The sequence below is a fragment of the Tenacibaculum discolor genome, assembly GCF_003664185.1.
Classification (GTDB): domain Bacteria; phylum Bacteroidota; class Bacteroidia; order Flavobacteriales; family Flavobacteriaceae; genus Polaribacter; species Polaribacter discolor.
Map to the genome: position 1 here is coordinate 41,105 of NZ_RCCS01000012.1, position 21,460 is coordinate 62,564.

Here is a 21,460-nt window from a genome sequence, read left to right on the forward strand (position 1 = left end):
TAAGTTTGCAATTAAAATTTTTAAGAAATGGTAAACTTTAATGGAACTTTAATTTCTGATAGCGAAGTACAAATTTCAACAAAGAATAGAGCTTTTAAGTATGGCGATGCTATTTTTGAAACAATTAAAGTATTAAATGGTAAAGTTGTTTTTGTAGAAGACCATTATTTTAGGTTAATGGCATCAATGCGAATGCTCCGTATGAAAATACCAATGAAGTTTACTCTTGAATTTTTGCAAGATGAAATTCTTAAAATAACCAAAGAATTACCTGAATCTTCTACTTATAGAGTACGATTAACTGTTTTTAGAAAAGACGGAGGTTTGTATGCACCTGTTACAAATGAAATAGATTATATTATTGAAGGAACTCCATTAGAAAGTATAGAAAAAGAGGTCTATAGAATGGATGTTTTTAAAGATTTTTATAATTATTCAGGTTTGCTTTCAACAATAAAAACAACCAACAGAATGCTGAATACTTTAGCAGCTGTTTTTGCTGAAGAAAACGATTTAGATAACTGCATTTTATTAAATGAACGCAAAGGAGTTGTTGAGGCTATTAACGGAAATATTTTTATAGTAAAAGGAAATACAATAAAAACTCCAGCTTTAACAGAAGGATGTATTAAGGGAATTATCAGAAAAAAGGTAATTGAAATTATAGAAAAACACCCAGAGTATACAGTAGAAGAAACAACTATTTCCCCTTTTGAAATCCAAAAAGCAGACGAAGTTTTTATAACGAATGCTATTATAGGAATTCAACCAGTTACTAATTATCGTAAAAAAGAATTTTCAACAGATATAACTAATAAAATAAAAAGTAGTCTAAAATTAGCAATAGTTACTAGCTAGAACTAATTCATTTGGATATCGCTAGGAGCGTTAGCCCAAATTTTATACTTACCACCTCGTTCCAATAACTTGTTTTTCCAAAAACTTTGGTCATTGGTGGTTAAAATATTTTCGTAGTCATTCTCTGCTACAAACCAAGAGCTCATTAACAGTTCTTCTTCTAGTTGGTTTGTCCCCCAGCCAGAATAGCCTAAAAAGAAACGAATGTCGCTAGCTTTTAACTGTTTTTTGTTTAATAACTCTTTTAAAAGATCAAAATTTCCACCCCAGTAAATACCGTTTGCAACTTCAATACTGTTAGGAAGTAAATGTGGAACTTTATGGATAAAGTATAAATTATCCTGTTCTACGGGTCCGCCCTGATATACTGTAAAATCACAGTCTATCTCAGGAACTAAATCGCTGAGTACATGGTTTAAAGGTCTGTTTAAAATAAAACCTACCGAACTTTTTTCATTATGCTCAGTAAGTAAAACGATGGTTCTTTTAAAAGAACTATCATTTAAAATTGCTGGTTCAGCAATTAACAACCTACCTTTTTCCGGTTTAAATGCAACCATAATTTTTTAGTTTATAAACACTAAGATAAATAAAATATTAATAAAACTTTAACAAAAGTGTTAAAAAACCAGAGGAAATAGGGAAAAAACTGTAGTTACATTTTTTCTAAAACGCTAATAACTTCATTTTTTTTACGAACTGAAACAGGAACAGTTGTTTTGTTTTTTAAAACTAAATATCCTCCATCAGATTTTATAAATTCTTTAATGAATTGAATATTAATAAGATGGCTTTGGTGTACTCGTAAGAAATCATATTCCTTTAACATGTCGGCAAAGTGTTTTAAAGTTTTTCCAACCAATATTTTTTGACCGTCATTCATAAAAAACTCTGTGTAATTGTTATCAGATTGACAACGAATAATATCATCTAAATTTACCACCATTATCTTGTCAGAAGTGTTTAATGATATCTTTTTGGGACGTTGATTTGGTTTTTTAATAGATTGTTGTAGTACTGTTAATTGCTCTTTATCGGGTTTAATTTGATCTTTAGCCTTATTAATAGCGTTTGCTAAATCTTCATTAGAATATGGTTTTAGCACATAATCAATAGCAGCAAACTTAAAAGCTTTAATAGCATACTCGTCGCTTGCTGTAACAAAAATAATTTTTGAAGATAGATTTGGGTGAATTTCTAAAACATCGAAACCTGTACCATCTCCTAACATAATATCTAAAAATAAAATATCTGGTTGTTGTTTTCTTAAAGCTTTTGATGCTTCAACCACACTTTTAGCAGTGCCAATGATTTCAATTTCAGGATGAAATTGAGTAAGATCGTTTTGTAGCATTTCCAATGCTGTAGGCATATCATCTACTAAAATTGCAGAAAGTTTTTTCATTTTTTAAAAATCAGTTTTTAAAGGAATTTTAAATAGTACTTTAGTTCCTATTACTTTGCCTTCTTCGCGTATTTCACTAATAGAAAAAGTACTTTTGTTTGATAAATTTTGAATTCGCTCTTGTGTAACTTTTAATGCTACTGATTTATGTGAGCTTGTTTTTTTGAGTTCTTTTGATTGATGAATTCCTATACCGTTGTCTACCACCTCACAATGTAAAAGGTTATTCTTTACAGAAAAATTAATCATAATTTTTCCATTTTCAACAGAAGAAATTCCATGTTTTATACTGTTTTCAACAAAAGGCTGTATAAGCATTGGTGGAATTAAAATTTCTTCAGAATCTATAGTAAGATTTGTAGTTATAGAATATTCAAAAGTATTTGAGTTTATCTGTTGCTCTAATTCAATATAGTTTTTAAGCGTAGTAATTTCTTCAGCTATACTAATTTCTTCTTGTCTAGAATTATGCAAAACACCACGTAAAAGTGTAGCAAACTTACTAATGGTAGCATTTAATTCAGCAGACTTCCCTGAGTTTCCTAAAGCTTTAATTCCGTTTAAAACATTAAAAATAAAATGTGGATTCATTTGTAGCTGCAAGGCTTTTTGTTCTAAAGAAATCAAATGGTTCTCTAACTCTAGTTTTGTAACTTTTGCTTTGTTTTTGGTCTGAATTCTTCGAATGTAAGACCAAATAATAAGTGCTAAAATTAAACAGACTAATCCAAAAACAGACCAAATGAACCAATTTTTCTTATAGATAGGTGTATCGATAAAAAAATTAAACTCAATAGGGGTGCTTTCTATTTTTCCTACTCTTGATTGAGCTGAAAAGGTATAGTTTCCTGGTGATAAATAAGCCAAATCAATAGTGCTTTTAGTACTCCAAGGGCTTTTTTGGTCATTAAGAGTGTAGCGATACTCTAGATTGTTTGAGTTATTAATATCAATTGTTTTATAATAAAAAGAAATATGGTTTTTATCAGCAGGTAATTGTAAAGTTTTGTTGTAGTTATTTATGTTGATACTATCTAATGGAGTAAAGACAACTTCAATACTTTCAAAAGAAATGGTTGGCTTTTTTTGTATGATTTTATCACTCTTAATAAAGTAAATCCCTTTATCTTTTGTAGAAATCCATGTGTTATTTTTATCGTCTTGAAAAACACTGGTAATTTTATTAGTTGTTAAGGTATTGTATTTATTAATGTTTTTAACAAAATTAAAATTAGCATCGAGTACTTCAATACCTTCACTTTCTGAAACAATCCAAAATTGATTATTAATTTTTTTTATCTCGGTTACATTTTGTGCGGAGATGGTCTGTGTTTCTATTTTATTACCCTTAATGAATTTAATGCCATTATTATAGGTGGTTGCAATGATTGTTTTTCCATTAATTAAAATAGAAGTGTAGTTGTTTACATCAATTCTTTTTAAAATTTCAGGATTGATAAGCTTGTCTAGTTTCCATAAAGATTTATTTGTGGCTATCCAGTAAAACTTTCCATCAAATAACATATCGTTTATCTGATTTAGGTCAATTTGAAAGTTGGTACGAAGAGGAGAGAGGTAATCTTCACGAACTCTAAAAATTCCTTTGTTAGTACCTAAAAAAGTATGGTTTTTAGCGGTTAAAATGCAGTTAACATTGTTACGTTCAAAATTAGTAAATCCACGATGGCTTTTTATACTTAAACCTTTATCAGTACCAATAAAAACAGTATTTCCTTTTGTAGCAATGGTATTAATGTTGTTTGATAGAAGCCCATTTTTAGTAGTAAAAGTCGTAAACTTATTTCCGTCGAACCGAATTAATCCGTTATTAGAAGCGAGCCATATATAGCCAGTTTCGTCTTGAGAACCATTATTTATATGTAGACTAGGTAATCCGTTATTTTTAGTATAAGTTTTTAAAGGTTGATTTTGAGCAGAAACATTTATGAATCCATAAAAAAAACAGCAGAGTAATAAAAAAACAAAGTTTTGTATTGAGTATTTTTTAATACTCAATACAAAACTGTTTCTCATAGCTGTTTTTGTAATATAGTGTTGCATTTTCATCATAACAAAAATACTTAAATTAAACGTCATTAAGAAGAGGAGGCGGTTGAAGTAGTTATTTTTATTAAGAGGTTCTCCTAAGTTCGTAATGACGTTTGTTCAACAATTATTAGTTATTTCATAGCGTATAAGCGTTTATTATTGGTATCTGGTTTTACGTGTTCTAACTCTCCGTAAGGTTTAGTTAAAGGTTTTAAAACACATAGAGCAGAAGCTTTACCTTTTATAATTAACTGACTGTTTTTTACAGTGTAGGTCCATCTAAATTTCTCCACAGGAATATTTGTTTTTTCAACCTCTTTCATTAAAGCTTCTTCGCTAGCAATAAAATCCATAATTTCTTCTTGCATTACAAAGTGAGGAATTTCATTATCAGAGTTATGGTAATCCAATTCTAGATTTACAGGAATAGTATACTGAATTGTATACGGTTCTCCCACGTAACGTTCTTTTTCATTATTTAATGCATCGTACCAAGAAATTTCTTTTTCTTCTGGATATTTTTTAGCAATTTCTTTTGATAAATCTACTTTACCAGGCGAGTTTGCTGTTGGATAAAACACATAGTATGGTTGTGCTAAATAATGATTAGAAAACTCACCTCCAAAAACATTGTAATATGGTGAAGCAACTACTTGTGGAATTTTGTTTTCGGTTATAAAGGCACTTTTTAAAGTGTTTACTAAATCAGTGTTTTCAGCCAATTGATTTGTATGAAAAATAATTTTAGTATCATCTGTGATTGCTTCACTTTTTACTGAAGGTAATGAGCCTTTAGTAATTGTTTTTTGTAAAGTTTCAGCAGTTACTTTATCTCCTTTAATTACTGTTTCTAAGTTCATTGCTTTGAACGGATTATTGTTGTTTACAATATGAACTTCTCCATAAGGGTTTTCAGTAGCATTGTTGTTCATCCAAGAAATAATTTCTTCTACTGAATATTTACCATTGATTATTTCGTAGTTTTTTTCTTTGAAATATACCCTAGCACTATCGTAAAAATGACTCTTTCCTTTGTCGTTTCCTGTAATAAACACTACAGGTTTTCTGTATTCCACAGCTGGTTTTTCAATAGTTTTCTCTGTAGTAGCAATGTTTCCCTGTTCTTGGCTTTTGTTGTCACTCTTTGTGTTATCACAATTTGAAAATACCCCGATTAGTAGTAGTAATCCCATTACTGTACCTACTTTTAAAATGTTTTGTTTCATAGTTTTTTGTTTTAAGGTTATTATAGTTACTGTTATTGTTGTAAAATGATGGTTACATCCTTTCCTAAATTCATACTAGATGATAGTTTATTTAAAATGTTAGGAAGGTTTCGGTCGTTAATCCACTGACCGTTTTCTTGTTTTTCAACAGAAGCGATTAATCCGCTTGTGTTTATTTGTAATTTTAAACTTGTGTATTTTTCCAAATACATTTTTAATACTGATGAATAATTGTTGTTTGACCACATAATTGCTGTTTTTATATGATCAAAATTACCACAGATGTATAGGTGAATTTGGAGTAAATTAGAATTCGTAGTAGATAAATTAGAATTCGTTATAGATTAAAAAAATAACTCCTTGTTTTTTGCAAACAAGGAGTTATTCATAGGAAAAAGAGAAGTTTCTTAATAGTTTAATTTCTCTTTTAAATACTTAGAGGTATATGATTTTTTGTTTTTTGCTAATTCTTCTGGAGTGCCTGCAAAGATTAAGTTTCCACCTTTTTTCCCACCTTCTAAACCAAGGTCAATAATATAATCAGCACACTTAATCAATTCAATATTGTGTTCAATAACAATGATTGAGTGTCCTCTTTCAATTAAAGCATTAAAAGAAGCTAATAACTTTTTAATATCGTGAAAATGTAATCCAGTAGTAGGTTCATCAAAAATGAACAAAGCTTTATCTTTAGTGTTTCCTTTTACTAAAAAAGAAGCCAGTTTTATACGTTGTGCCTCACCACCAGAAAGGGTAGAAGACGATTGTCCTAACTGTACATAACCTAATCCAACATCTTGTAAAGGTTTTAATTTTCGAGCTATTTTGGTTTGTTCATGTTCTGTAAAAAAAGCAACGGCATCATCAATGGTCATATTCAAAATATCATCGATTGATTTTCCTTCAAAAGTTACTTCCAGTACTTCTTTTTTAAAGCGTTTACCTCCGCAGGTTTCACATTCTAAATGCACATCTGCCATAAATTGCATTTCTATAGTAACTTCTCCTTCACCTTTACAAACCTCACAACGACCACCATCTACATTAAAAGAAAAATGTTTTGGTTGGTAGTTTCTAATTTTAGATAGTTTTTGAGTTGAAAGTAATTTACGAATATCATCATACGCTTTTATATACGTTACAGGGTTAGAGCGTGAAGAACGACCAATAGGATTTTGATCGATAAACTCTACATGTTTTAACAAGTCAAAGCTTCCTGTAACATCTGTATGTTGCCCTAATTTTTCGCCATATCCAACTAGCTTTTTTTGCATCGCAGGATACAAGATTTTTTTAACCAAGGTGCTTTTACCACTACCTGAAACTCCAGTAATAACTGTTAAATTATTAAGAGGGAAAGAAACATCAATGTTCTTCAGGTTATTTTCACGAGCACCAATAATATCAATAGAATTTTTTGATGTTCTTCTACTAGTAGGGATTTCAATTTTTAATTCTTCTGATAGATATTTAGCTGTTAGCGATTCAGATTGTAGGATATCTTCAAAAGTTCCTTCTGCAACCACATTTCCACCATACGTTCCTGCTTCAGGACCAATATCAATAATGTAATCAGCCTCTTTCATGATGTCTTCATCATGTTCAACTACAATTACGGTATTACCTAAATCGCGTAGGTTTTTTAAGACTCCAATTAATCTTTCTGTATCTTTTGGGTGTAAACCAATACTAGGCTCATCCAAAATATACATAGAACCTACTAACGAACTACCTAATGAAGTGGCTAAATTAATTCGTTGACTTTCACCACCTGATAGCGTGTTAGATGTTCTATTTAAAGTTAGATAGCTTAAGCCAACATCTGTTAAAAACTGTAAGCGATTATTTATTTCGGTAAGTAAACGTTTACCAATTTTTTCTTCGTATTTATTTAATTGAATATTATTAAAAAATACTGCCAACTCATCTAGAGGTAAGGTTACTAATTCATCAATAGTTTTACCATATACCTGAACGTAGTTAGCTTCTTTACGTAGACGTTTTCCGTTACATTCGGTACATTTTGTTTTTCCACGATAGCGAGACAGCATTACACGGTTTTGAATTTTGTAACTTTTCTCTTCTAGTTTTTTGAATAGATGATTAATTCCTTTGAATTTTTTAGTTCCATTCCAAACTAAATCTTTTTGTTCATCAGTAAGTTCGAACCATGGTTTATGTATAGAAATTCCGAATTCTTCAGCATTTAGAATTAAATCGTTTTTATATTTCTTGTAACTATCTGTTTTAAAAGGGAAAATAGCATTTTCATAGATAGATAAGCCTGTGTTTGGAATTACTAAATCTTCATCAATACCAATCACATTTCCATATCCTTCACAAGTAGGGCAAGCTCCATAAGGATTGTTAAAGCTGAATAAATGAGTGTTTGGTTCTAAGAATGAAATTCCATCTAGTTCAAATTTGTTACTAAATTCAGTAGTATTTCCATCTGATAAATTTTCAATATAACAGATTCCTTTTCCTTCAAAAAAAGCTGTTTGTACGGCATCTCCCAAACGGTTGTAAAAATCTTCTTCGTCTTTTACAACAATTCTATCTACGACTAGCTGTAATTCATTTCCTTTAAAATCTTTTATAGGAAATTCATCAATTCTGTATACGGTGTCTTGATATTTTAAACGAGCATATCCTTGCTGTGTTAGTACTTGTAAAACAGTTTTTATATCTCTGTCTTTATTAATATGTATAGGAGCGAGCAATAACAACTTTGTACGTTCTTCAAATGTTTTTACATGATTGATAACATCAGAAACGGTATGTTTTTTTACTTCATTCCCAGAAATAGGAGAGAAGGTTTTACCAATACGAGCAAAGAGTAACTTGATATAATCGTAAATTTCAGTAGAAGTACCTACAGTTGAACGAGGATTGGTAGAGTTTACTTTTTGTTCAATAGCAATGGCAGGTGCAATTCCCTTGATATAATCTACCTTAGGTTTGTGCAGTTTTCCTAAAAACTGACGTGCATACGAACTTAAACTTTCTACATAACGGCGTTGCCCTTCAGCGTAAAGAGTATCAAAAGCTAAAGAAGACTTTCCTGAACCTGAAAGTCCAGTAATAACTACTAATTTATTACGAGGAATAACCACATCAATGTTTTTTAAATTGTGCAGTTTGGCCCCTTTAATTATAATATTTTCCTTTGGATTAACAGTTGAAATATCAGTCTTCATATACTCAAAAAAATAAGCGATAAAAATACCAATTTCAAGTGGTTTTAATAAATAAACTATAGTATTTTTCTCTTTTTTTATAGTTTTTTTTGTATTTATTAATAAAAAATCTAATATTTGTAACTCGTTATTAATCAATAAATAATAGCCTATAGCAAGATAATTACTTTTATAACTTAATATCCCCTAACCAAAAGAGAACTAGTAAGTTGCTCTTTTAAAAAAGTAATTATTATGCAAAACATAGTAGATGACAGTGTTTTAGTAAAAAACTACATTAATGGTAATGAATACGCCATAGAATTATTGATTAAACGGCACCAACAACGTCTTTATAGCTTTATTTATAGTAAAGTACAAAATAGAGATACTACAGAAGATATTTTTCAAGATACCTTTATAAAGGTAATAAGAACGCTAAAAAAAGGAAATTATAACGAAGAAGGTAAATTTTTGCCTTGGGTTATGCGTATTGCTCATAATTTAATTATTGACTTTTTTAGAAAGAACAATCGTATGCCTACATTTAATAATACAGAAGAATTTGATATTTTTTCAGTATTGAGTGATGGAGCCTTAAATGCAGAAGGAAAAATAATAAAAGAACAAATTTTAAATGATGTTAAAGAGTTAGTTGAAGAGCTACCAGATGAACAAAAAGAAGTTCTAAAAATGCGTATTTATAATGATATGAGTTTTAATGAAATATCTGAAAATACAGGTGTTAGTATTAACACAGCATTGGGTAGAATGCGCTATGCTTTAATTAATTTGAGAAAAATAATAGAAAAAAATAAAATTATTTTAGTCAGTTAAACAATATTTGGAAAAATGCATCGTTAAATCATTGATTATAAGTAATAATAAGGGAATTATATATGATGCAAATTTACACAAAGAAGTCTCCTGACTTTAAAATGGAACCAAAACAAGAAACAGTTCAATATTTGATTAATTTTTCTAAATCGCTAACAGTAGTTAAAACAAAATCAAACTATCTCATTGAATTGAATTTGAATTAAGAGTGGAAAAAGCTTCAACAAGGTTGGGGCTTTTTTTATGCTTTCTTTTTATTATAATCTTCTATTACCGATTTTCTTCCAACCGTTTTTGTAATAATATCATTTTCTAACTTCCAACCACGAGCAGGAGAGTATTCTCTTCCGTAATAAATAATTTGTAAGTGAAGTTTATTCCATAATTCTTTTGGAAATAGACGTTTTGCATCTTTTTCTGTTTGAGCAACACTTTTACCATTAGATAAATTCCAACGAAACATCAATCTATGAATATGCGTATCTACAGGGAAAGCAGGAATGTTAAAAGCTTGTGACATTACCACACTAGCAGTTTTATGACCCACTGCAGGTAATTCTTCTAAAGCTTCCATATCAATAGGAACTTCACCATTATGCTTTTCAATTAAGATTTTAGATAAACCGTGAATTCCTTTCGATTTCATTGGTGATAAACCAACAGGTTTGATAATCTCTCTAATTTCATCAACAGTAAGCTTTACCATATCGTACGGATTATCAGCTTTTTCAAATAATAAAGGTGTAATAGTGTTTACACGCGCATCTGTGCTTTGAGCAGACATTAATACAGCAATTAATAATGTGTAAGGATCTTTATGGTCTAAAGGAATTGGAGTTTCAGGATATAACTCTTCTAAAGTATCTATAACAAATTGAACTTTTTCTGCTTTCGTCATTGCTTTATAAAATTTGAAAAAATCAAAGGTACAAAGAAGCTTCGTATGTTTTATGGATAATCAAAATCAACTTTGTAACTTTGACTTTATAACTTTGAAGCAAAATAATATGACAACACTAAAAATAGGAGATAAGGCACCAAATTTTGAATCGGTAGACGAAAAAGGAAATGCAGTAAAACTTTCTGATTATGCAGGAAAAAAACTAGTATTATTCTTTTATCCAAAAGCAAGTACGCCTGGTTGTACAGCAGAAGCTTGTGATTTACGTGATAATTACAAAACTTTTTTAGCAAATGGATATGATGTTTTAGGAGTGAGTGCAGATTCAGCAAAACGTCAACAAAACTTTATTAATAAAAATGAATTACCTTTTCCTTTGTTAGCAGATGAAAGTAAAGATGTAATTAATGCTTTTGGTGTTTGGGGACCTAAAAAGTTTATGGGAAGAGAGTATGATGGAATTCACCGCACCACTTTTGTGATTGATGAGAATGGAGTAATTGAAGATGTAATTACGAAAGTAAAAACAAAAGAACACGCAAATCAGATATTAAAGTAATAGTATATCTAGCTAATAAAATAAAAGTCGAGTATTTACTCGACTTTTATTTTTTGCGGACTTACTCTTAATTCTTTAGGAGTTGTTATCACTTCTGTAGTGGAAGCAAGTTCTTCTTGTAACTCTTTACTTGTTTTAGTACTACCATCATGACTCCATCCAGGAGGCATAAACACATATTTTAAACGTGTTGTTAATGGTAAATCCTTTTTTCGGTTAAAAAAGTCTTTAAATATTTCTTTCCACTCATGAAAAATGATGTTAACCGGTCCTTTATCTTCTAAAGGTTTCGTTAAACCATAACGTAATTTTTCGTATTCAGTTTCATCTTCTTCAGCCTGAAAAGTTCCAAAAATACGATCCCAAATTATCAATACCATTCCCATATTTTTATCTAAATACTTAGTATTAGAAGCATGGTGAACTCTATGGTGAGATGGAGTAACAAAAATATAACCCCACCATCCTAATTTACTTTTAATAAAGTTAGTATGGCACAAAGTTCCGTAGTTTTGATTCATGGCGTATGCAAACATAATGTGCAATGGCATAACACCTAGAAAAGCCAAGGGTAAAAAGAACATATACCTAAATAAAGGCTGCAAAACTGGAGATCTAAAACCAGTTGAAATATTATAAAATTCAGAGTTGTGATGTGTTACGTGTACTGCCCAGAAAAATCGCGAATGATGATCTACATAGTGGTGTATGTAGTATAAAAAGTCTTGTCCTATAAAAGCTAACAACCAATATGCCCACGACATGTTACCTTCCCAATCAATAATTCTGTATTGATAACAAAATCCCATAATAGCAAATGAAGTAACCTTCATTAACAAGTCTAGGCTAAAATTTACTAGGGCAAAGTAAACATTAGTAGCTGTATCTTTAAAATCGTAGTTTTTAGCTTTAGCTCGATAGCTAAAGAACATTTCGAGTAAGATTACTGAAATGAAAAATGGAGCACTCCAGTAGTATAATATATCTTGATTAAATATGTTGCTCATGCTATTTTTTTAATTGCAAAACTATTTAATTTTACTCAATTTTACTGTTAAAGTTTATAGTCTTTCCTCAATCCAACTTTTAAAGCTATAAAAGTTTTGAGGAGCTACACCATGTCCTACAGGGTATTCAGAATATACATTAGCCAATTTAAAGTCTTTCAATAAAACAGGTGCTTTACGCGCCCAGTCTATAGGAAGAACTTGATCTACAGTTCCGTGAGAGATATAATAATCTGTAGCAATTGAGTTGTCTATTTCTGCTGGTAACAATTCTTCATTAATATAACCGCTTAAAGCTACTACGTGTTTTACCTTGTTAGGGTATTTAAAACTTAACGCATAACTTAAAATTGCTCCTTGACTAAATCCTAATAAAAATGTTTTATCAGGGTTTGTATTGTACTTTTCTTTAATTTCATCTATAAAAGACGCAATCTTATCAACCGATTCAGCTGCTTGTTTTAAATCAGAAAACTTACCGTTAACTGAATCAAAATTTATAGCATACCAAGCATAGCCACCATACCCCATATCATGAGGAGCTCTGGCACTTACAATTAATAAATCGTCTGGTAATTCTTCAGCAAATGAAAATAAATCTTGTTCGTTGCTACCATATCCGTGTAATAAAATTAATAAAGGAGGGTTAGCATTTGAGGTTTTAGGTTCTCTTACAATATATTGTAAACTCATGTATTAAATTCCTTTAAATAGGTTTTGAAATTGCTCACCAACAACCGGTACAAGCTTTTTTTCTCCTTTTAAAACAGCTAAAAGGCTAATTAGCCAAAGTACAAATAGTAGTACCCCAACAATCCATCCAGCATTACTACCTAAATACTTATAAACTACCCATCCGTTTAAAAGCTGAAGAACATTTAAACCAAGCATTTGCCTAATATAAAAGCTAGCAAAAGCGTTTTTTTTGTTCATGTTTAAAACAAAAGCTATAATAAGTCCTATAACTGTAAAATGACTAATGATTGCTTCGGTTTTTCCTTCGTTTACTGTTAAATTTTCCATGATTTTATGAGTTTAGAATTAGTTGACTATTATTGTAAATACCGTATACTTTTCCTTCTAATTTTTTCTCTAGAAAGATACTGTTTTTTGAGGTGGAAATAATATTTTCCTTTGAGAAAGTATAGGCTCCATCAGGATTAAAAATAGATAAACTAGCTTTTTCATCTTCTTTTATTGAAGCCAATTCAACGTTAAAACGCTTTCTTGGATTGCTTGTTAAGCAGTTAACAATAGTTTCTAAATCTAATACTGTATTTAAAGCACCAAAAGCACTTTCTAAACCAATAGTTCCGTCTTTTGCGGTAGAAAATTCTACTTTTTTATGTTCAATATCAATAGGATTATGATCAGATGTAATCATATCAATAATACCCTCTTTTAACCCTTGTATTAAAGCTTTTCTATCTTCTTCTGTGCGTAGAGGAGGATTTACTTTTTTATTAGCTTCAAAGCCATGTAGCTCGTCATCTGTTAATATTAAATTGTGTACAGCGACACTACACGTTACATCTAAGCCTTTTTCTTTCGCCTCTTTAATAAGTTGAACAGATTTAGCTGTTGAGATAGTAGGAATGTGTAATTTTCCTCCTGTATATTCTAATAAAAATAAATCGCGAGAAATTTGAATTTCTTCTGCAAGTGCAGGAATCCCTTTCAACCCTAAAAGAGTACTATTTTTACCTTCATTAGCAACACCTTCACCAGCAATTAAGTTGTTTTTAGGGAAGCTTAGCACTAATCCGTCAAAGTTTTGAGCATACAACAAAGCTATCTTTAACAAATTATCATTGCTAACAGGTTTGTTATAATCACCAAAAGCAATAGCACCCGATTGTTGCATGTCAAACATTTCAGACATTTCAACTCCTTTACTTTGCTGTGTTAAAGCTCCAATAGGATGAATGCTAGTTGCAGCTCCGTTTACTTTATTAATTAAAAACTCAATAGCCGATTTATTATCAACTATAGGGTGTGTGTTTGGATTAATAGCTACATGTGTAAAACCACTTTTAGCCGCTACTTGTACACCATGTTGCAAGGTTTCTCGCTCTTCATAACCAGGTTCACCAAAAGAAACACTAGTATCAAACCAACCCGGAGATACGTGAAGATTATCAAGCGCTACAACAGTATAGTTTTCTTCACTAGTAATGTTGTTGTCAATTTTGGTAATAATACCGTCAGTAATTAAAATATCTTTAGTTTGTTGGTGGTAAGGACTAGAAGCATCTATTATTGTTGCCGATTTAAGCAGCGTTGTCATGGTTTAAAGAATTTTAAAATCAAAATTTCTAAAAGCAAAGATACAATAGCTAAGCCCAAAAACCATTTCCAAAGCCATTGAATTTTGTTTTCATTATTAATATTTTCTAAGGTGTTTTTAACTGAAGTAGATATGGTCATACCATTAGCTTCAGAAAGCACTAAAAAGTCTAAGACACTTTCATTTTTATTGTAATTAAAAGCAATATTTCTAAGCACATTATTTTGTTGTTGTACTTGATAAAACCCAGCAGTTAAAGGCTGGTCTTTGGTTGTGATACGTGTTTTGTTTTGAAAAGTTTGCTGTAAAGGAATAAAAGAACCTTTACTATTAACAATGCTTAAAACTTCATCTTTACCTAGTTGCTTATCAATATCAATAGTATTTTGTTTGTTTATTGTATAATACAATTCAGAAAGTTGTAAACTCTGTTTTCCTATGTTATAAAAAACAGGAACAATTAAAGGAGAGTTTGTAAAATTACTATTGTCTTTATTTAGAGGGGCAGCTACCCAATACATAGAAGCATTTGTTAAACTAATCTGTTTAATAAAACCTTGTTTGTTCTCAAAAGAAACAATATTGCTAGCATTTTTAAACTCAGTATTAAATGAGGTTTTTACAAATGGATATTGAAAGTTGGCTACCTTCTTTTCAAAAACATTTTTTAAAAGAGGATGATTATAATTAATCGAAGTAACCTTTAAGCTATCACTTTTTAGTGAAAATAACTTTCCTGTATTTAGTTTATTAAAAAAGTTGTTATAAGAAGAAAGAGTTACTTTATTACTTGGAATTACAACTATATTTCCACCCTTTGTTGTATAGCTTGCTAAGCTATTTATAAGTGTTTCAGGAATATTTTCTAACTCATTTAAGACAATAAGATGTTGCTTATCTATTAAGTTATAATTTACATTTTGTAGAGAAGAAGAATTAAAGTTAAACTCCTCTTTAGTATAAATTCGTTGTAAGAAGTTGTTTGATTCTCCAATAGCTAGTAGATTAATTTTTTCATTAGCATTAATGGTGAAATAAAATGAATTATCAAACCCGTAGGTATCGTTAAAATTAATAGCTACTTTACCTAAAAACACAGGTGCTTTTACAACAGAAAAAGTAACCTCTGTAGTCTTGTTTTCCTCAATACTAAAGGTTTGTTTATTCAACAATTTGTCATTATTGTATATAGCAATAGGAATATCATTTTTGGCATTTCCTTGATTTTTAACAACAATATGGACGTTAAAATTAGACCCACCATTATCGTCAACAAAAATACTATCAATAGAAACATTACTTTTTTGTTCAGGCACTAACTTTACAAAAGAAGTATTTTTAGGGGCGTTGTCAATTCCTTCTTTTTTAATGTTTTGAAAATCAGAAATTACAATGTTTTTGGTAGGAGAAGTTATAGACTTATGTTCGCTAGTCATTTTTAAAAAAACATCAGCAAGGTCTCTACTTTTTGCGGTATTTGTTGTTTTTAACAACTCTTCTTTTAGTTCAGAAGCTGTTTTATTTGCATAAAAATGATCGTTTGTAAGTAAAGAATAACTTGTTTTCTCAGTAGAATTTTCAATAATTTCTTGTGTAGCGATTTGCAGTAAATTACCTTTTTCTCCAATAGCATTAGTACTTAAAGAGTTATCTAAATATATAAAGAAATGCTGCCCTTCATCTAATTTATGATTACTAAAGTAAGGTTGAGCAAAGGCAAAAATTAGAGCAGTAAGTAACAGTAAGCGAGTGGCTAAAATCAGCCATTTTTTTATACGAGAACTTTTACGTGTTTGTAACACTAACTTTTGTAAAAAAGCTACATTGGTAAACGGAACTTTTACAAATCGCTGTAGTTGGAACAGGTGTACCAAAATAGGAATGAGTAAAAAAGCTAAGAAATATAAAATCTCAGGATGTTTAAACTGCATAATTGTAATTTACTAACTGTAAAAATACCTAAATAGATGGTTAAAAAAAGAATGTAGTTAAAAATCTGTTAGAAGTCTGGTAAGTTTTCGACAAAGGATTAAATTTTCCTATTTTTGGACTATGACTACAAAAGAGAGTGAGTGTAACATTCCGGAAGAAATTAATTATAAAAAACACTGGAATGCTGCCTATGTAAAAAATCCAACAGAAAAACTAGGCTGGTTCGAAGAAAGTTCGAAAGAAACTATTCAATTATTAAAAGAATCCAAAGTATCTAAAGACGCTAAAATCTTAAATGTAGGCGTTGGTTCATCCATGTTAATTGACGAGCTAGTAGCTGATGGATATTCAGGTTTAATAGCAAATGATTTATCTGAAAAAGCTTTAACCGATATACAAAATCGATTAGGAAAAGATGCATCAAAAGTTAATTTTATAGCTGATGATTTAGTGACTCCAACCAAGTTACATGAGCTTGATGAAGTTGATGTATGGAATGATAGGGCAGTACTACACTTCTTTTTAAAAACCGAAGAACAGAACGCCTATTTTAATTTATTAAAGAAGCTTGTAAAAGTTGACGGATTCGTAATTATTGCTGTTTTTGCTTTAGACGGAGCAGAAAAATGTTGTGGACTGCAATTACAACGTTACAATACGGAAATGCTACAAGAAAAATTAGGAAACGATTTTGTTTTAGTCAATAGTTTTAATCACACATTTGTAAATCCGTACGGAGGAGAACGTCCGTATGTTTACACCTTATTTCAAAGAACTCACAAGTAATGAACGTAACCAATATACCTTATAAAAACACAGGATTCTTTTCTAAAACAATGGAGGATTATTTAAAGGCTGATGAAAATATTCAACCTTTTTATAACCGTTATCCGAGTTTACGAAACTTTGAAAAGCAATTAAAAGAAAAGAAAGCAAATCCTATTTCAAGCACTCAAAGAAAAAGATTGGTTGAAGTATTGAGAAAACAATACAAAGACATTGATTTGTCGTTCGACACGCAAAAAAATATAGAAAGCTTACTAGAAGAGAATACATTTACTATTACAACAGGGCATCAGCTGAACTTATTTACAGGGCCGTTATACTTTTTATATAAGATTATATCAACTACAAATATGTGTGAGCATTTGTCAATGCAATTTCCGAATGAGAATTTTGTGCCCGTATATTGGATGGCAACTGAAGATCACGATTTTGAAGAAATTAACTTCTTTAATTTTAAAGGGATAAAAGTACAGTGGAACTCTGACCAAACAGGACCAGTAGGGCGTTTTACAACCGAAGGGTTACAAGATGTTTTTGAAGTGTTTGCAGAACATTTAGGAAGTTCAAAAAATGCTGTTCAAATAAAAGAGATATTTGAAAAAGGATACTTGCAACACAAAACATTAGCAGATGCAACTAGATATATAGCCGATAAACTTTTTGGAAAGTATGGTTTGGTAATTTTAGATGCTGATGAAAGAGAATTAAAAAGAGCACTAACACCGTATGTAGAGTACGATTTGTTGCACGAAACCTCTTATAAAGAAGTATCGAAAACAATTACAGAACTAGAGAAATCATATAAAATACAAGTAAATCCGCGTGAGATAAACTTGTTTTATATCACTGATAGGATTCGCGAACGTATTGTTCTTGAAAACGGAATTTACAAAGTAAATAATACAGATATTTCTTGGACAAAAGATGAAATTCTAGACCATTTACATAGTCAGCCAGAATGCTTTTCTCCAAACGTAATTATGCGTCCACTATACCAAGAGATAATCTTACCGAACCTATGTTACATAGGTGGAGGAGGAGAGTTAGCCTACTGGTTAGAGTTAAAGGCATATTTTGATAAAGTAAATGTTCCGTTTCCTATTTTGTTATTAAGAAACTCAGCTCAAATACTTTCAGAAAAACAATTAGGAAAGTTAGAGAAACTAAACGTTTCAGAAGAAGAGTTGTTTTTAAAACAAGACGACTTACTAGCAAGAAAAGTGTTGGCTAACGGCGATGCTAAGGTAGATTTTACCAAGCAAAAGCAGTTTTTACAACAACAATTTGATGATTTACGTGAGCTAGCTCAAAAAACCGATGTTTCTTTTGTTGGTGCAGTAAATGCACAAGAAAAAAAGCAGATAAAAGGATTAGAAAACCTTGAAAAAAGATGGTTGAGAGCAGAAAAACGACGTCAAAAAGAAATGGTTGAAAGAATCGTAGCTTTGCAAAACGAATTGTTACCTAATCAAAGTTTAGAAGAACGTCAACGTAATTTTTCAGAGTTCTATTTAGAATATGGAGCCGACTTTATTAAAGTTCTGAAAGAAAACTTACATCCGTTACAACTAGAGTTTACCCTTATTACACTTTAATGGCAGATAAAAAAGGATTACACAGAAAAAACAAACACAAAAACGGATATAATTTTAAACTCTTAAAAGAAAAGTATCCAAAAATAGAGGAGTTTGTTATTGAAAAATTTGAGAAGGAAACCATCGATTTTTCTGACCCAATAGCAGTAAAAGAGTTTAATAAAGCATTATTAGCTGCTCACTATAATATTAAGCATTGGAATTTTTCTGATGATAATTTATGTCCGCCAATACCTGGAAGAGTAGATTACATCCATCATTTAGCAGATTTGGTAGCAGATGAGGAAAACGTAACGGTGTTAGATATTGGTACAGGAGCAAGTTGTATTTATCCTTTGTTGGGAATTGCAGAATATGACTGGAATTTTGTTGCTACTGATATCGATTTAGATTCACTAGATTATGCTCAAGACATTATAGATGATAATGGTTTTACTGATAAGGTTGAATTAAGGCAACAGTTTAAAGAAGAGCATATTTTAGAAGGAATCATAGAAGCAGATGATGCCTTTACAGTAACGATGTGTAATCCACCATTCTATAAATCGGCAGAAGAAGCGAGAGGAGCGAACCGAAGAAAATCAAGAAACTTAGGAAATAATGCTGTCCGTAATTTTGCAGGGAACTCTAATGAGTTGTGGTATATAGGTGGAGAGAAAGCTTTTTTACATACCTATTTATATGAAAGTTCTAAATTCCCGAAAGTAAGTAAATGGTTTACGAGTTTGGTTTCTAAAAAAGAAAACGTAGAAAGCTTACAAAACTCAGGAAAAAAGTTAGGAGTTAAAGAATTTAAAGTAATTCCTATGCATCAAGGAAACAAGGTAACACGCATTGTGTGTTGGAGGTTTTAGAAAAGGAAAGAAACTTTCTAAAATAATAAATAAACGTCATTTCGAAGGAGGTTTCTCGTTATCACTCGAAATGACGTTTTGTAGTTCTTAAATACCTTTTACAAAATCAAGGAAAACTTTTTTATGAAGCTCTAAATCCATATTAGGAGAAAGCGCTACACGAGCAATATAATCTTTATCACCCTCTTTCGTAGTTCCTTGGGTTGAGGTTGCAGGAATCGTCCAGTAACAACCTTTTAACTGTCCGTAGCTTACACAATACTTACTTTCATTTGGTATTTCGGTAATCATTAAATTGATAAGCTTTAAGTTTAAGGCTCTTTTATACGCTTCTTTTTCTTCCGCAGTATTTCCTTTGGTAGGAAGGTCTAACGAAAATACCGATGGCGTAAATCCTTGTGCTGCTAATTCTTCTGAAACAAAATTGATTTTAGCATCAGGTAACACTTCATGTATAAAGTTTACAAACTCACGAGTATTCTTATAAGAATCGCTAATACGTTGCGTCATAGAAGGCATTTGTGCAGCTAATATTTCATATTGAAGCGGTGTAGCCTCATTATCGCAAATGTGTAAATGCTTTTCTATTTTTTCTATTAACGCGTTGGTTGTTTTATTTCCAACACAGTATCCAGCAGTACATTTTCCACCACTAGGGAATTTAGAACCACTAGCAAACGAAATAGTTCTAATATTGGCTAACATGTCTGTATCTCCTAAAAAGTGAACATTTGGACAAAAAGTTTGGTCTAAAATAAATACAGGATCAATCGCTGTTTCACCGGTAGGAGTCGTACGTTTCTTACTCAAAACATCTCTTAAATCGGTAAGGTTTGGTACTTCTACTCTTGGATTGGTTGGAATTTCAGCAATGATATACGGAATTGCATCTTGTGTTGCAATGTTGGTTAATACGGTATCAATACTTTCTACCATATCATTGTCTCCATCAACAGGTAAATCAACAATGTCTACGTTGTTTAAACAAGCGGCAACACGTCTTGCTTGGTCGTTTGTACCACCATAACAGTTTGGAGGTACAACAATTTTAATAGCTTTTCCTTTGTGGTTTTCAAGAGCATCATCAATCAATCCCATTAAAATGGCGTATTGTATTGAAAGTCCACTTGATGCTACTAATGCTTTTGTACTGGTATTAGTAATTTCATTGATTAATTTTTCAACCTTCGCTTTGTTTTGTGCTACATCAGTAACCGTAACATCATACGGTTCATCGATAAGGCTTTTTAAAGCTTTTAACGAATTAGCGGGAGTCATGGCAATAGTTTCTCTTCTTCTTACATGTTGAATGTCTGAAATATAAGCGTCGTTTTGTGCACCGTTAACTAATAAAAAGCTTCCTAATTCTGGGTGTGTATTGATGTAGAAATCAACATTTGGTACAATGGTAAAGTTGCAAATAGCTTCTTGTTCAACAATCAATATGGTGCTACCATCAAACTCAGGAATAGCTTCAATACTATCCACCTTTTTTAATTCAAACTGATATCCGTATACATTTTTAATTACTTCTGCATCAAAAAAGCTAGGGATTTCATTGGTGTATACTATTTGAGTGTTTTTATTAGCAAATAAATTTGCTCTTAATACAGCCAACACAGGAACTGTTTGTGACGAAAAACTAATTACATTTTCTGCTTTTGTATTATATAGTTTGGCAATCGTCCACTCTAATACAGATGATAACGGATGCCCTAAACGAATATAATCGTACGCAGTTGGTAACTCGCTTAAAGCAGAAACATCAGCATTGTTGTTGTTATACAAATCTTCAAACTGCTCTAAAAACTGAGTTTTGGCTAGCTTTTCTACATAAATATCCAGACGGTGCGTGGTTAGGTTTAACCAATCTGCTGGCATATTTTCTACAACATTTTTTATATAAGTATGTAAGTTTTTGTCTTGCATTATAGGTGTCTTTTAATAAGACTGCAAGATACGTTAATTAGATTTTTTTAGAAAGA

The 21,460-nt window shown here is 30.9% G+C and carries 19 protein-coding genes; 6 read left to right on the forward strand and 13 right to left on the reverse strand.

All coding sequences use genetic code 11. The features are described from left to right. The first annotated feature begins 27 nt into the window (after positions 1-27). Complete coding sequence (locus tag C8N27_RS15655) at positions 28-858, forward strand: aminotransferase class IV (RefSeq protein WP_121148723.1); 831 nt, start codon at positions 28-30, stop codon at positions 856-858. A gap of 2 nt (positions 859-860) precedes the next feature. Here C8N27_RS15655 and C8N27_RS15660 read toward each other — a convergent pair whose 3' ends face one another. The 6 genes from C8N27_RS15660 to uvrA form a co-directional block, all read right to left on the reverse strand. Continuing rightward, the gene (locus tag C8N27_RS15660; protein WP_099213854.1) at positions 861-1,418 is read right to left on the reverse strand and encodes a YqgE/AlgH family protein; all 558 of its coding nucleotides are present in this window, start codon (positions 1,416-1,418) and stop codon (positions 861-863) included. A gap of 95 nt (positions 1,419-1,513) precedes the next feature. Then, positions 1,514-2,263: a LytR/AlgR family response regulator transcription factor gene (locus tag C8N27_RS15665; protein ID WP_121148725.1), complete on the reverse strand. Its 750-nt coding sequence runs from the start codon at positions 2,261-2,263 to the stop codon at positions 1,514-1,516. A gap of 3 nt (positions 2,264-2,266) precedes the next feature. Continuing rightward, positions 2,267-4,333, reverse strand: coding sequence for a sensor histidine kinase (locus C8N27_RS15670; protein WP_167444775.1), 2,067 nt, complete (start codon positions 4,331-4,333; stop codon positions 2,267-2,269). Positions 4,334-4,443: 110 nt separating this feature from the next. Next, entirely contained in the window at positions 4,444-5,538 is a 1,095-nt protein-coding gene (locus C8N27_RS15675; RefSeq protein WP_121148729.1) for a hypothetical protein, read from the reverse strand. A 32-nt stretch (positions 5,539-5,570) separates the two neighbouring features. Beyond that, positions 5,571-5,786, reverse strand: coding sequence for a hypothetical protein (locus C8N27_RS15680; protein WP_099213850.1), 216 nt, complete (start codon positions 5,784-5,786; stop codon positions 5,571-5,573). Positions 5,787-5,945: 159 nt separating this feature from the next. Next, positions 5,946-8,738, reverse strand: a complete 2,793-nt coding sequence (gene uvrA / locus C8N27_RS15685; RefSeq protein ID WP_121148760.1) for an excinuclease ABC subunit UvrA — start codon at positions 8,736-8,738, stop codon at positions 5,946-5,948. Positions 8,739-8,972: 234 nt separating this feature from the next. On the opposite strand from uvrA, the gene C8N27_RS15690 reads away from it, so the two are divergent. After that, positions 8,973-9,554 (forward strand): RNA polymerase sigma factor, encoded by a 582-nt coding sequence (locus C8N27_RS15690; protein WP_176550516.1) that lies wholly within the window; start codon positions 8,973-8,975, stop codon positions 9,552-9,554. A 241-nt stretch (positions 9,555-9,795) separates the two neighbouring features. On the opposite strand, the gene C8N27_RS15695 is transcribed toward C8N27_RS15690, so the two are convergent. Next, on the reverse strand, positions 9,796-10,452 hold the full coding sequence (locus C8N27_RS15695) for an endonuclease III domain-containing protein (RefSeq protein ID WP_121148731.1): 657 nt from the start codon (positions 10,450-10,452) through the stop codon (positions 9,796-9,798). 109 nt (positions 10,453-10,561) lie between these two features. Between C8N27_RS15695 and bcp the strand changes: the two genes are divergently transcribed. After that, positions 10,562-11,014 (forward strand): thioredoxin-dependent thiol peroxidase, encoded by a 453-nt coding sequence (gene bcp / locus C8N27_RS15700; protein ID WP_121148762.1) that lies wholly within the window; start codon positions 10,562-10,564, stop codon positions 11,012-11,014. Between the two features lie 35 nt (positions 11,015-11,049). Here the strand turns inward: bcp and C8N27_RS15705 are convergent, their stop codons facing one another. Genes C8N27_RS15705 through C8N27_RS15725 form a run of 5 tightly spaced genes read right to left on the reverse strand, consistent with a single transcriptional unit; the run spans position 11,050 to position 16,239 of the window. Beyond that, positions 11,050-12,021, reverse strand: a complete 972-nt coding sequence (locus C8N27_RS15705; RefSeq protein WP_099213846.1) for a sterol desaturase family protein — start codon at positions 12,019-12,021, stop codon at positions 11,050-11,052. Between the two features lie 54 nt (positions 12,022-12,075). After that, positions 12,076-12,714: an alpha/beta hydrolase gene (locus C8N27_RS15710; protein WP_099213845.1), complete on the reverse strand. Its 639-nt coding sequence runs from the start codon at positions 12,712-12,714 to the stop codon at positions 12,076-12,078. Positions 12,715-12,717: 3 nt separating this feature from the next. Then, positions 12,718-13,044 (reverse strand): hypothetical protein, encoded by a 327-nt coding sequence (locus C8N27_RS15715; RefSeq protein ID WP_099213844.1) that lies wholly within the window; start codon positions 13,042-13,044, stop codon positions 12,718-12,720. A 4-nt stretch (positions 13,045-13,048) separates the two neighbouring features. Beyond that, positions 13,049-14,308, reverse strand: coding sequence for a dihydroorotase (locus C8N27_RS15720; protein WP_121148734.1), 1,260 nt, complete (start codon positions 14,306-14,308; stop codon positions 13,049-13,051). Continuing rightward, complete coding sequence (locus tag C8N27_RS15725; RefSeq protein ID WP_121148736.1) at positions 14,305-16,239, reverse strand: BatA domain-containing protein; 1,935 nt, start codon at positions 16,237-16,239, stop codon at positions 14,305-14,307. Before C8N27_RS15725 ends, C8N27_RS15720 begins: the two co-directional genes overlap by 4 nt. A gap of 121 nt (positions 16,240-16,360) precedes the next feature. On the opposite strand from C8N27_RS15725, the gene C8N27_RS15730 reads away from it, so the two are divergent. The 3 genes from C8N27_RS15730 to rlmF are packed head-to-tail and all read left to right on the forward strand — an operon-like array spanning position 16,361 to position 19,475. Beyond that, positions 16,361-17,026 carry a class I SAM-dependent methyltransferase gene (locus C8N27_RS15730; RefSeq protein WP_051435818.1) on the forward strand — a complete coding sequence of 222 codons (666 nt, stop codon included), beginning with the start codon at positions 16,361-16,363 and terminating at the stop codon, positions 17,024-17,026. Next, positions 17,026-18,621 (forward strand): bacillithiol biosynthesis cysteine-adding enzyme BshC, encoded by a 1,596-nt coding sequence (gene bshC / locus C8N27_RS15735; RefSeq protein WP_121148738.1) that lies wholly within the window; start codon positions 17,026-17,028, stop codon positions 18,619-18,621. The genes C8N27_RS15730 and bshC overlap by 1 nt, the downstream gene beginning before the upstream one ends. Then, entirely contained in the window at positions 18,621-19,475 is an 855-nt protein-coding gene (rlmF, locus tag C8N27_RS15740; protein ID WP_121148740.1) for a 23S rRNA (adenine(1618)-N(6))-methyltransferase RlmF, read from the forward strand. The genes bshC and rlmF overlap by 1 nt, the downstream gene beginning before the upstream one ends. An 87-nt stretch (positions 19,476-19,562) precedes the next feature. Here rlmF and C8N27_RS15745 read toward each other — a convergent pair whose 3' ends face one another. Then, positions 19,563-21,404, reverse strand: coding sequence for a PLP-dependent aminotransferase family protein (locus C8N27_RS15745; RefSeq protein WP_121148742.1), 1,842 nt, complete (start codon positions 21,402-21,404; stop codon positions 19,563-19,565). Positions 21,405-21,460 lie beyond the last annotated feature (56 nt).